The 12,012-nt window shown below is 35.5% G+C and carries 16 protein-coding genes; 6 read left to right on the top strand and 10 right to left on the bottom strand.

Annotated elements, in window-relative coordinates:
• Positions 1-19: 19 nt before the first annotated feature.
• Positions 20-532 carry a C-GCAxxG-C-C family (seleno)protein gene (locus CHB58_RS01345; RefSeq protein ID WP_089322296.1) on the bottom strand — a complete coding sequence of 171 codons (513 nt, stop codon included), beginning with the start codon at positions 530-532 and terminating at the stop codon, positions 20-22.
• 273 nt (positions 533-805) lie between these two features.
• Between CHB58_RS01345 and CHB58_RS01340 the strand changes: the two genes are divergently transcribed.
• Genes CHB58_RS01340 through CHB58_RS01320 form a run of 5 tightly spaced genes read left to right on the top strand, consistent with a single transcriptional unit; the run spans position 806 to position 4,218 of the window.
• A complete protein-coding gene (locus CHB58_RS01340; RefSeq protein ID WP_089322295.1) occupies positions 806-1,588 on the top strand; it encodes a DUF4198 domain-containing protein in 783 nt (260 codons plus the stop codon).
• Between the two features lies 1 nt (position 1,589).
• Positions 1,590-2,204, top strand: a complete 615-nt coding sequence (gene cbiM, locus CHB58_RS01335; protein ID WP_089322294.1) for a cobalt transporter CbiM — start codon at positions 1,590-1,592, stop codon at positions 2,202-2,204.
• Positions 2,191-2,832: a hypothetical protein gene (locus tag CHB58_RS01330; protein ID WP_089322293.1), complete on the top strand. Its 642-nt coding sequence runs from the start codon at positions 2,191-2,193 to the stop codon at positions 2,830-2,832. The genes cbiM and CHB58_RS01330 overlap by 14 nt, the downstream gene beginning before the upstream one ends.
• Complete coding sequence (cbiQ, locus tag CHB58_RS01325; RefSeq protein ID WP_089322292.1) at positions 2,822-3,580, top strand: cobalt ECF transporter T component CbiQ; 759 nt, start codon at positions 2,822-2,824, stop codon at positions 3,578-3,580. Before CHB58_RS01330 ends, cbiQ begins: the two co-directional genes overlap by 11 nt.
• Positions 3,568-4,218: an energy-coupling factor ABC transporter ATP-binding protein gene (locus CHB58_RS01320; protein ID WP_089322291.1), complete on the top strand. Its 651-nt coding sequence runs from the start codon at positions 3,568-3,570 to the stop codon at positions 4,216-4,218. Before cbiQ ends, CHB58_RS01320 begins: the two co-directional genes overlap by 13 nt.
• Here CHB58_RS01320 and mnmH read toward each other — a convergent pair.
• Positions 4,201-5,238 carry a tRNA 2-selenouridine(34) synthase MnmH gene (gene mnmH, locus CHB58_RS01315; protein WP_089322290.1) on the bottom strand — a complete coding sequence of 346 codons (1,038 nt, stop codon included), beginning with the start codon at positions 5,236-5,238 and terminating at the stop codon, positions 4,201-4,203. The two genes, CHB58_RS01320 and mnmH, sit on opposite strands and share 18 nt — an antisense overlap.
• A 62-nt stretch (positions 5,239-5,300) precedes the next feature.
• Between mnmH and CHB58_RS01310 the strand changes: the two genes are divergently transcribed.
• Positions 5,301-5,795 (top strand): tetratricopeptide repeat protein, encoded by a 495-nt coding sequence (locus tag CHB58_RS01310; RefSeq protein WP_089322289.1) that lies wholly within the window; start codon positions 5,301-5,303, stop codon positions 5,793-5,795.
• 3 nt (positions 5,796-5,798) lie between these two features.
• On the opposite strand, the gene gatB is transcribed toward CHB58_RS01310, so the two are convergent.
• From gatB to rnc, 8 genes are read right to left on the bottom strand one after another with little or no spacing between them, the layout of a single operon-like run.
• Complete coding sequence (gene gatB, locus CHB58_RS01305; RefSeq protein WP_089322288.1) at positions 5,799-7,256, bottom strand: Asp-tRNA(Asn)/Glu-tRNA(Gln) amidotransferase subunit GatB; 1,458 nt, start codon at positions 7,254-7,256, stop codon at positions 5,799-5,801.
• Between the two features lie 17 nt (positions 7,257-7,273).
• Complete coding sequence (gene lpxA, locus CHB58_RS01300; RefSeq protein WP_089322287.1) at positions 7,274-8,053, bottom strand: acyl-ACP--UDP-N-acetylglucosamine O-acyltransferase; 780 nt, start codon at positions 8,051-8,053, stop codon at positions 7,274-7,276.
• The gene (gene fabZ, locus CHB58_RS01295) at positions 8,050-8,481 is read right to left on the bottom strand and encodes a 3-hydroxyacyl-ACP dehydratase FabZ (RefSeq protein WP_089322352.1); all 432 of its coding nucleotides are present in this window, start codon (positions 8,479-8,481) and stop codon (positions 8,050-8,052) included. Before fabZ ends, lpxA begins: the two co-directional genes overlap by 4 nt.
• Before the next feature lies 1 nt (position 8,482).
• On the bottom strand, positions 8,483-8,971 hold the full coding sequence (gene ispF / locus CHB58_RS01290) for a 2-C-methyl-D-erythritol 2,4-cyclodiphosphate synthase (protein ID WP_089322286.1): 489 nt from the start codon (positions 8,969-8,971) through the stop codon (positions 8,483-8,485).
• 3 nt (positions 8,972-8,974) lie between these two features.
• A complete protein-coding gene (locus CHB58_RS01285; RefSeq protein ID WP_089322285.1) occupies positions 8,975-10,006 on the bottom strand; it encodes a response regulator in 1,032 nt (343 codons plus the stop codon).
• Entirely contained in the window at positions 10,003-10,722 is a 720-nt protein-coding gene (locus tag CHB58_RS01280; RefSeq protein WP_089322284.1) for a hypothetical protein, read from the bottom strand. Before CHB58_RS01280 ends, CHB58_RS01285 begins: the two co-directional genes overlap by 4 nt.
• 4 nt (positions 10,723-10,726) lie before the next feature.
• A complete protein-coding gene (locus tag CHB58_RS01275; RefSeq protein WP_089322283.1) occupies positions 10,727-11,314 on the bottom strand; it encodes a Maf family protein in 588 nt (195 codons plus the stop codon).
• Positions 11,311-12,012, bottom strand: coding sequence for a ribonuclease III (gene rnc / locus CHB58_RS01270; protein WP_245807306.1), 702 nt, complete (start codon positions 12,010-12,012; stop codon positions 11,311-11,313). The genes CHB58_RS01275 and rnc overlap by 4 nt, the downstream gene beginning before the upstream one ends.

Here is a 12,012-nt window from a genome sequence, read left to right as displayed (position 1 = left end):
GGGGTAAACAATCCCGGCTCTACGCCTGATAAAAAGACCTGTTTAATATCTCAACCGTTTTAAAAACAGTTGTATATGTTAAACACCTGCAGAACTTTTTTCTTCTGTCATCCTCAAAATCCACACCATGCTCTTTGTGAAAACGCAGAAAAATATCACTGCAAGATAGTGAAGGCAAGGAAATCCTCAATATGGAATCTACATTTCCGGGCAAAAAAACAGGCTGAACATTTGACAGAAGAAAGTTGGCAAGGTGATTCAGCACTGCTTTAACTTTCTTATCATTACCTTCAAAAATCACACTTACAGCTGCTGATGTGCCGTTAAATGCACCACACACTCCACACCAACCATATATACCTGCTTTTCCGTAAGCAAGGATAGATGAGGGAATAAAACTGTAAGGTTCACCTATCTTCTCAGAAAGAGTTTCAATAATCGCTTTAAATGAAGCTTCAGAGCACTTTAAATCAGGGAAATAATTAAAAGCTTTAAGAGCAACTTCCTCCGGAACAAGGTTTACATATCTCATCAAACACCTCAATATTAGATTTTAAGAAATAAAGTTATTTCTGTTTATTAATATATTGCCGAATAAAAACAAAGTCAAAAAAACTTTGATTTAAATCAATAATCCTTGGGGATAACGTAATAAATTAATGTAATACTTGATAAGATTTTTTTAGAAAAAGTTATAATTAAAGAGACTTATCATCTTCATATTGGATAATAATTTTCTTACATCTTGACTTTTTTATACTCGCCTGTTAACATTTAGTAAAACTAATAGACAGGAGGTAACACCATGAGAAAACTTTTGGGCTTGACAGTAGCTGGAATTGTTGCTTTATCTTCAAGTGCGTATGCACACTTTGTTGTGCTAAAGCCAAACAAGGATATAGTTGAAGGAGGAAGCAGAATTATCCATCTTGAAACAAAGTTTACCCATCCTATGGAAGGCGGTCCCAATATGGAATTTGGTATAGTTGACAGTGGTGCTTTTATAAATGGAAAAAAATATAAGTTAAAGTGGAAGAAAATAATGATACCTGCCCTTAAAGGTAGCAATAAAAAGGCACCTATGTATAAAACATCTTTTAAAATCAAAAGACCTGGAGTGTATCAGTTTTATGTTGTTCCAACACCTTACTTTGAACCTGCAGAAGAGAAGTTTATCCAGCAGATTACAAAGGTTTATGTTGAAACATTTGGACTTGAAGATGGATGGGATGAACCTATAGGTCTTAAAGCTGAAATTGTCCCTCTCACAAGGCCTTTTGGTATATGGGAAGGAAATACATTCAGAGGAAGAGCTTATCTTAACGGTAAACCCCTTGCAAATGCAGAAGTTGAAATTGAATATCTTAATACAAAAGGTGTTAAGCCACCTGCCGACCCATTTGTAACACAGGTTGTAAAAACCGATAAAGATGGATACTTTGAATATACAATCCCGTGGGCAGGATGGTGGGGATTCTCTGTCCTTGGAGATGGCGGGAAACTTAAAAAGGATGGAAAGTATTATCCTGTTGAACTTGACTCTATTGTGTGGGTAAAAGCATATCCAAAACCAAAAGAGGTAAGATAAGATGCACATATCAGAAGGTGTACTTCCAGGATGGATGCTTATAACAGGTTGGGGATTAACTGCTGCAGGAACAGCCATAGGACTTAAAAGACTTGATAATAGTAAAATCCCGGTAGCGGCTCTCCTTGCCGCTGCTTTCTTCGTTGCATCTTTGATACATGTTCCCCTTGGTCCAACAAGCGTTCATCTTGTTATGAACGGTCTTGTAGGTCTATTAGCCGGCTGGGTAGCTTTTCCGATTTTGCTTGTAGGTTTATTCCTTCAGGCAGTTCTGTTTCAATTTGGAGGAATTACAGTACTTGGAGTAAACACATTCAACATGGCATTTCCTGCCGTAGTTGCTTACTATATATGCCGAAAACTCTTAAAAAGCAGTTCATCCACATCTATCATTTTGGCTGGAATAACTGCCGCTTTTGTCGCAATAATAGGCTCAGGGCTACTTGTGGCTATTGAACTTTTTCTAACAGGTGAACAGTTTACAAAAGTAGCAGAACTTGTAGTAATAGCTCATCTGCCGGTAGCCGTTGTTGAAGCTGTAATAAACATATTTGTCCTTTCCTTTATAAAGAAAGTATTTCCTGAGCTCCTGGAGGTTAACTATGCAGCATCTTAAAAGCTTATTTATTGCCGTTTTAATCTCATTGTCAGCACTTTCAGTATCATTTGCCCATAAAATTTCCGCCTTTACAGATGTTGAAGATGGAAAAGTTAATGTTATGACCTACTTTAATGATGGAACACCCTGCAAGAATTCCAAAGTTGAAGTGATAGACGCAAAAACGGGGAAAGTCCTTTTAACTGGAAAAACAAACGCAGATGGAGAATTTTCATTTACTCCACCTAAAATAACCGACCTTAAAGTAGTCGTAGAAGCAGAACTTGGACATAGAATAGAAAGCACAATTCCAGCTTCAGAACTATCAGATGTTGAAGGAACAGCAGATCAGGAAACAGATAAAGATATAATTAACTCTCAAGAAGAAACGGACAAATCTTTTTATAAAGAAAACTCGCAAGTAGAGCAAACAATTTCTCAACAGGAACTTGAAAAAATAGTAAATAAAGCTGTAAAAGAAGCTGTTAAAAAAGAACTTAAACCTATAAGAGAAGAGATACTACAGATAAAAATGGCTTTAACAAAACCAACTATCAATGAAATTTTCGGAGGAATAGGCTGGATTTTAGGAATTTTCGGAGTAGGAGCATATTTTAGCAGCAGGAATAAAAGGAATGGAAACTAAATTTTCAAACGGAGTCTCTCTTTTACACAGAATTGATGCGCGGACAAAAGTATTGATATGTCTTCTTTTTTCTTTTGTCTGCGCCCTTTCCTCCTCTATCTCTTTTCTTGGTATGATCGGATTATTTCTTATGTTTCTAATTCTGGTTTTTTTAAGGAAAAATCTAAAAGATATCTTTTACACCCTGCTTTTTGCCGATTCTTTTCTGTTTTTTATAATCATCACAACCACCTTAACTTTTAACAAAGGGAAACTTATAAAAGTAGGTGTTTTTCCCCTCTATATTGAGGGTTTAAAATACGGCGCTTTTCTGTTTTTCAAGTCAAACATTATCCTTTTGACAGTTATAGTTTTTCTATCAACCTCAACCATATTTGAAATTGCCCATGCCCTTCACCATCTTAAAGTACCATCAAAACTTGTCCAGATGTTGTTCTTCACATTCAGATATCTTCAGGTTATAAAAGATGAATACAACAGATTACTGAAAGCAGCAAAGGCAAGAGGCTTTAAACCAAAAACCAACATTCACACATACAAAACATACGGATATATAGTCGCAAATCTTCTGATAAGAAGCTACTTAAAATCAGATAGGATTTATAAGGCAATGCTTTGTAGAGGATTTAAAGGCGAATTTCCGGTATATAAGCACTTTAAACTTAAAAAAGAAGACATCCTCTTTGCTACAATTTCGGTAGCATATTTTCTGCTTGCATTTACGTGGAGTGAAATTTGGAGATTTTAAAGATAGAAAACCTTTCTGTTAAAAGAGATGGAAAATTCCTTTTTCAAAACATCAACCTCACGATAAATCAGGGAGAGAAATTTTTTCTTACAGGCCCAAACGGAGCAGGAAAAACAACATTGATAGAAACGATAATGGGATTTGTAAAACCTATATCAGGAAAAATCCTGTTTAAAGGAAAAGAGATAAAAACAGAAAAAGACCTTTATAGATTCAGAATATCTACCGGATATGTGTTTCAAAATCCTGATGACCAGCTATTTTCTCCTACTGTTGAAGAAGACATAGCTTTTGGGCTTCTTAACATAGGTATAGACAGAGAAAAAATACCCGAAATAATAGATACAACTCTTAAAATGCTGGATATTCATTATCTTAAAAACAAATTGACCTTTAAACTTTCCGGTGGAGAAAAAAGACTTGTTTCAATAGCATCTGTCCTTGCAATGAACCCTGAATGGTTTGTAATGGATGAACCTACCACCGGAGTTGACAATGAGAAATTGGAGCTTCTCCTTCAGTTTCTAAAAACAACACCTAAAACAACACTTATTATTACCCATGATAAGGATATGATAGAAGAACTAAAATGGCCAGTATTTAGACTTGAAAAAGGAAAACTATTCAGAGTCTTTTAAGTATAAAAAGAATTTTTCAAGTTTTACTTTAAGCTCTTCAACACTTGAAGCTTTAATTTCAAAATCAAACTTTCCCGGCATTGAACGTTTATACAATTTATCGTAATAAAAAATTATCAAATTTCTTACTACTGATGGATAATCTTCACACCTTATTCCACTTTCAAGTTCTTTATAAACTTCTGGAGAGAGATACCTTTTTATTTTTGAAAGAGCATCAAGATAAACAGAACTTTCAAATTTACCAACACCATACTCCTTAAGAGAAAATCTTACCCGCTCTTCCAATGGAACAGAAACGGCTATTTTAAAATCTTCCTTCATTTTATTAAAAAGGCAATCTGGAAGATAAAGATTTCCTATCTTTTTACTCTCCCCCTCAACTATAATAAAAGGACTATTCTTAAATCTTCTTAACTGACACCACAGTAGAGCATCAAACATTTTCTGAGATGGTTGTTTCATACCAATACTTCCAAAAACAGAACCTCTATGACCTGCAAGTCCTTCAAGGTCTATTACAGGAAAATTCTTTGCTTTTAAGTATCTTAAAACTGCGGTTTTCCCGCATCCTGTAGGACCGTAGAGAACATAAACTCTTTTATCAGACAAAAGCTTTTCCATATCAGCAAGAATAAAGTATCTAAAAGCCCTATAACCCCCTTTTAATCTGAAAACAAATACTCCTGCAAGCTGGCAAAACGAAGTCACAGCAAGACTTCTCAATCCGCCTCTCCAGCAGTAAACCGCTACATTCTCATGCCTTTTCTTTATCTCATCTACTCTTTCAACTATTGAATATATTTTAGGAGAAACCACCTTAACCGCTTCAAATCTTGCTTCTTTCTCTCCCTTTTCCCTATAAATTTTTGAGATAAACTCCTTCTCCTCTTTATTAAACAGAGGAACATTGTAAGCTTTTGGAATGTGGAAATTCTTAAATTCTTCAGCTGTTCTAACATCAACAAAAGTGAAATTTCCATTTAAAGCCTTCTTAACATCTATCTCTGGAACATTCATCCCTTTAACTCTCTTAAAATTTACTGTAGAATTCCTAAATCATAAAAATATATGGAAAAGAAATGGTTTCAAGAATTGACCCGAAGTTAGAAATCGTTCAATTGATACTTGAAGAAAAATATAACGAGGCTCTTAAAAAGCTTCTAAAAGTACTTAAAAGGGAGCCTAATAACTATCAGATAAAAATGCTACTGTTTGATATTTATTACAACATGGGAAACAAAAATAGAGCAATAGATATAGCTACAGAAGTTTCCGAACAGCTTTTAAAAGAAGGTTTTTACGATACAGTTATAGGGTATCTTAAAAAAGTGACATTTTATGTAAAGCATCCTAAGATTTACAGAATTCTTTTTAGAGCTTTAGTAAAAAGAGGCCTTGATTATGAAGCTTTTAAATCTCTCATCGATTTTGTAAAGTTCTCAGTAGAAAAGGGAGAATTTACAAAAGAAGCTTTTGAATTTATTGAAATTGTAAAGGATCTATGTCCTATACCGGCTCTCGTAAAAGATGCAGAAAACCTTAAAAGGGAGCTCCATAAAAAGAGCTCCCAGTAGTGACTACTTTTTATCAAGAATTTTAGGAATAAGCTCGTTTAAAACTTTCGGATTTGCTTTTCCTTTCGTTTCTTTCATAACCTGACCTATCAGAAACTTAACTGCTTTTGTTTTCTTCTTATCATCTCCTGTCTTATACTGATTTACCGCCTTCTCGTTCTTATTAAGAACCGCTTCTATTATTTCAACTAAAGCTGACTCATCAGATATCTGCACCAGACCTTTTTCTTTAACTATCTTTTCTGGAGATTTGCCGGTTTTTACCATTTCAGGCAAAACATCCTCTTTAGCAACTCTCAAAGATATTGTTCCCTTATCAACAAGAGTTAGAAGCTCCGCTATATATTCAGGTTTAACCTTTACATCTGAAATCCCGATTTTCTCTTCATTTAAAATACCAAGAAAATCGGAAATAATAAAGTTAGCAACTTTTTTCGGTTCTCCACTGTAGGACGAAACTGCACTTTCAAAAAAGTGAGCAAGGGCACGCTCCTTTACCAGTATAGAGGCATCGTAAGGAGTCAATGAGTAATCTTTCACAAACCTTTCTTTTACACTGTCTGGAAGCTCTGGCAAAGAAGCTTTTATAGAATCAAGCCATTCACTGTCAATTATTAAAGGAGGCAAATCCGGTTCCGGGAAATATCTGTAATCTTCAGCTTCCTCTTTAGTTCTCATTGTTTTGGTAATGTTTTTCTGTGAATCGTACAATCTTGTTTCCTGAACAACCTCTCCACCACCTTTAACGACTTTTATCTGCCTTTCAATTTCATATTCAAGTGCTTTTTGAATAAATCTGAAAGAGTTAACATTTTTAATCTCTGTTCTTGTTCCCAATTTATCAGAACCTTTAGGCCTTATGGAAACATTTGCATCACATCTTAGTGAACCTTCTTCAAGGTTCCCATCATTTACACCTATCCAGACAAGAATATCTCTTAATTTTTGCATATAAAGTCTTGCCTCTTCAGGAGAGGAAATATCAGGTTCACTAACTATCTCTATCAACGGTGTCCCGGCTCTGTTCAAATCAACATAAGAATTCTGGTCATACCCTTCACCATGAAGGGTTTTCCCGGCATCCTCTTCCATGTGAATTCTTCTGATTCTTATCTTTTTCTTTGTCCCATCAGGCTTTTCTATCTCAATCCATCCGTGCTCTGCAAAAGGAAGCTCATACTGGGTTATCTGATAAGCTTTCGGCAGGTCCGGATAGAAATAGTGTTTCCTCGCAAAAATGGAATAGGTATTAATTTTACAGTTTAAAGCAAGAGCAGCTTTAACAGCATACTCAACAGCTTTTTTATTAAGCACCGGCAAAGAACCAGGCATCCCCAGACACACAGGACAAACATTTGTGTTAGGCGGATCTCCAAACCTATTCCTGCACGAACAGAAAATTTTCGTATCTGTTAAAAGTTGAGCGTGTACCTCAAGCCCTATAACTGCTTCAAACTCCATCTTTCACCCCTTAAATTTTAAGCTGTGCAAACGCCTCTTTTGCTTTTCTCTATAAACTCAACAAACTCAATAATTTCAGGAATATCTTGAAACTCCTCTTTAACTTTTTCAAGAGAAACTCTTAAAGGCTCATCAGTTTTAAACACCATCTCAAACGCAGTTGCAAGAGCTCTTATTGTTTCTTTTGAAAAACCTCTTCTTTTCAATCCTATAAGATTTATACCCTCAAGTTTTGCTCTGTTCCCTATAGCAACAGTAAAAGGCGGAACATCTCTTGCAACAGCAGATGCTCCTCCTATCATTGCGTGTTTTCCAATTCTTACAAATTGATGTACCCCACTCATTCCGCCAATAATTGCCCAATCTCCAACTTCAACATGTCCTGCTAAAGTTGCAACATTTGCAAGAATAACATGATTACCAAGTTTACAATCATGAGCAACATGGGAATAAGCCATTATCAGACACTCATCTCCAACTTTAGTTACCATTCCACCACCTTCAGTGCCACGATGGATAGTAGCATACTCTCTTATTACTGTTCTATTCCCTATTACAACCTCTGAAGATTCTCCCTTATATTTTAAATCCTGCGGAGCAACTCCTATGGTTGCAGAATAGATGGTGCATTTCTCTCCGATAGTTGTCTTACCTTCAATAACAGCACCAGTCTTTATAATAGTATCCTTACCTACCTTTACGTCTTTACCTACAAAAGCAAAAGGACCTACAATAACTCCATCATCAAGCTCAGCACCTTTTTCAACAACAGCAAGTTTATGAATATTTACACTCATTTTTTCACCACCGATGCCATAATTTCTGCTTCTGCTGCTACTTTATCACCAACATAAGCAATACCCTTCATTTTGGAAACAGTTCTCTTTAAAACTATAGGCTCAAGAACAAGCTTTAGCTGATCTCCCGGCCTCACAGGATTTCTGAACCTTGCCTTATCAACACCCATAAAGTAGATAACAACATCTCCTGCTCTCATCTCAAAAGACTTAAGCATCAAAATCCCACCAACCTGAGCCATAGCCTCAATGATAAGCACTCCAGGCATTATTGGATGACCAGGAAAATGCCCATTAAAAAAAGGCTCATTAATGGTAACGTTTTTTATCCCTACTATTTTCTTTTTTGGTTCAAACTCAACAATTCTATCAACCAAAAGAAAAGGATACCTATGGGGGAGCACTTCCATTATTTCAAAAATATCCATCTCAAATTCCACTATTCACCTCCTGAACCATTACTACCGCTTGAGCTGCAATTCCCTCTTCTCTCCCTGTAAAACCAAGCCTTTCGGTAGTTGTCGCTTTAACAGATACATTTTCAAAAGAAGTCTCAAGAACAACAGATATATTTTTTCTCATTTCATCAATATAGGGAGCTAACTTTGGCTTTTGAGCAATTACCACACAATCAACATTGATAATTTTAAACCCTTTTTCTTTCAGAAGTCTATAAACTGCACCCAATAAAACCAAGCTGTTAGCTCCTTTATACTTCTCATCACTATCTGGAAAATGTTTTCCAATATCACCAAGTGCTACAGCTCCTAAAATAGCATCTGAAATAGCATGAAGAAGAACATCTGCATCCGAATGGCCTAAAAGACCTTTCTCAAAGGGAATCTCAACCCCACCAATTTTTAATGGCCGACCCTCAACGAACCTATGAACATCAAAACCTATTCCTACCCTAAACATAAACTATACTAACCTGCTTTTTATAAATTTCTCTATCTCTTCTCTTATCACCTTTTCTGCCATATCTGGGATAACTTCCCATATAACAGCCCTTATCTCTTCTCTTATTTCTTTTTCAAGATCTTTTAAAATTTTGGCTTTAACCTCCTCCTTTAACTCTTTAAAATCCTGAGTGGATAAAGCCACTTTCTCTGTTTCTCTTTCAATCTCTTTAGTCCCTTCAGATTCAGGTTCTGATAATACCTCAGGCTCTTTTTCTTCTTCCTTTTCAGTTTCCATTTCAGACTGCACATTCTCCTCAACAACCGGAATCTCTTCTTCCTCTTTTGATGAATTTACATCTCCTTCTTTAGTAATTCCAAAAGCTTTTGAAAGCATATCTTTCTCTTCCGGTTCCAGAGAAAGTTCTTCATGTTGTGAAGTTTCCTCTTCAATTGATAAATCGGAAACAGGCTCTATCTCAATAACACCTTCTTCTGAAGGCTCCATAACTAACTCATCATGCTCATCTTCAATTTTAGGGATAACAGAAGCTTCTGTAACGATAGGCTCCACTTCTAATTCATCAACATGCTGTTCCTGCTCAACTGGAGTCAAATCTATAACCTCTTCATCTTCAACAGGTTCTTTTACTCCACCACTATGAACAATAGCCGGAAGTTCTTCTTTATCCTCCACTTTCGGCTTTTCAAGCCTTGCTTCATTTATCGCCCTGAAAAGATCATCCACAGTAAAAGGTTTTGGCAGGACAAATTTAACTCCCAGAGCTTTAGCTTTCTCTTCATCAAGCCCTTCACTTTTAAGACCTATAAGAATAACAGGAACACCTAAAGAAAAAATATTTGGAATTATTTCATAAGCTTTACCATTTCTAAGTGATACATTTAAAATGGCAACTTCTGGCTTCTCTGAATTGATTTTATTTAAAACTTCTTTTAGAGAGTAAGCATGGACAATTTCAACTCCCCTTGGTTCAAGAACTTTCTCCATAAGCTTATGCCACATATTTTTAGCATCTGCGTAAAGGACCTTCATCTTATTTCCCTCTCTTTTGCCTTATTAAGAAAATCTTCTAAAATAAATACAAGTTGCTTGGAATTTAAAGCTATATTATCAATGGTCTTTAATAAATCTGTTTTATCATAGTCCTTAAAAGCATACATCAAACTTATCAAATCTCCCTTTACCGCTTCTTCATTTATCTCTCTTGCAAATCTAATAGCTTCCTCTATTTTTCCAAAATCCATAGAAACTTCAGGCTTTTCTTTAATTTCTTTATCTTTCTTTTCATTAATAGAAAGCTTTAAAGACTCAATTTCCGTTCTTATAATATCTACTTTATCTTTCAATTTAACAACAAGATTTTCATCAATTTCAAGAGATGGCAGAGAATTCATATCTATACTTTTTAGCGAAAACAAAATATCATCAATATAAGAAGAACTCTTCAACGGCAACTCTGAAGATTTTAACTGTTCTTTAAGACTCTCTACTATAGAAATTATTTTAGATATTTTTTCTCTCTGGGATGAGACAACCTCTTTAGTAGAACTTTCTATCTCTTTTATTAATGATTCAGTTAAATTCTTTAAGTCACTGATAGCCGCTTCAATAGAATGCACATCTATAGAAGGCATCTCTTTATCTTCCTTAGGAGAGCCCCCCGCCATTCTACCTATTAAAAAGCCAGCAACAACCCCTATCCCACAAAATAGTGCAGCAACCAAAATAGTTATCATTCCAGTATTCATCTTTCTACCCACCAAAACTTTTAATGTCTATATTGTTATTTAATAGAATATCATAAATCTTTCCTATAGGTAAACCCATAACGTTAAAGAAGTCCCCTTCTATACGCTCCACAAATAAGGCTCCTTTACCTTGAATACCGTAAGCCCCTGCTTTGTCAAGAGGTTCTCCCGTTCCAACATACCATTTTATTTCCTCATTTGAAAGACTTTTAAATTTCACATTTGAAATGTCAAATCCTTTCAAAACTCTGTTATCCGGTAGCTTCATAGCAAAACCTGTTATAACTGTATGAACGTTACCTGAAAGTTCCTCTAAAATCTCTACAGCCTCTTTTTCATCCTTCGGTTTTCCATATATTTTGTCTTCAAAAACAACAAGTGTATCTGCCGCAAGTGCAATTTCATCCTTTTTTTGGAAAAAAGCTCCAGCTTGCAGCTTCAACAATGCATTTGACACAGCAATCTTTAAAGGATCACCTTCCATTACTTCTTCAACATTAAAGTTTGAAAAAACCCTGAAAGGCACACCAACCATTGATAAAATTTCTCTCCTCCTTGGAGAAGACGAAAGAAGAAGCAATCTATTTATCATAAAATCCCCAATTTCTCCAACATTTTTTCTGCAGCAAGCTGCTCAGCTTCCTTTTTTGATTTTCCAGAAGCAACTGAAACATAATCGTTAACCCAGCACTCTACAGTAAATTCCTTAGAGTGTTCTGGCCCCTCTTCTTTAATAACTCTGTATTGAGGAATAGTTTTAAAATCTCTCTGTGTAATTTCCTGAAGATAACTTTTGTAATCTTTATATGTTCTTGTCTTTTCAAGTATTTGCCACATTTCATCAATAAATTTATTTTCAAAAATTTTTTTAGCAGTCTCAAAGTTTGAATCAAGATATATAGCACCAAATATGGATTCAAAAACATCACACAAAATTGAATCTTTCTCCTTCCCTCCAGATTTTATTTCCCCTTTTCCAAGAAATATAAATTTCCCCAAATCAACACTCCTTGCAAGCTTTGCAAGGGACGGCTCACTCACAAGAAATGCCCTTATCTGGGATAACTCTCCCTCCGACTTTTCCGGGAACCTTTCCACAAGTTTTTCACTCACAATTAACCCTATAACAGAATCTCCAAGAAATTCAAGAACCTCGTAATTCTCTGTTACATCTTTTTTCTCAAAAGCATAAGAGGTATGAGTGAGAGCCCTGTAAAGGAGCTCTCTATTTTTGAAACTATAGCCAAGTTTCTCTTCAAGCTCATCCAACTTAACATCTATTAAACTCAC

Source organism: Desulfurobacterium atlanticum, from assembly GCF_900188395.1.
GTDB classification, from domain to species: Bacteria; Aquificota; Aquificia; order Desulfurobacteriales; family Desulfurobacteriaceae; genus Desulfurobacterium_A; species Desulfurobacterium_A atlanticum.
The sequence above is the reverse complement of the archived record's forward strand: the minus strand, read 5'-3'. Positions and strand labels throughout refer to the sequence as shown.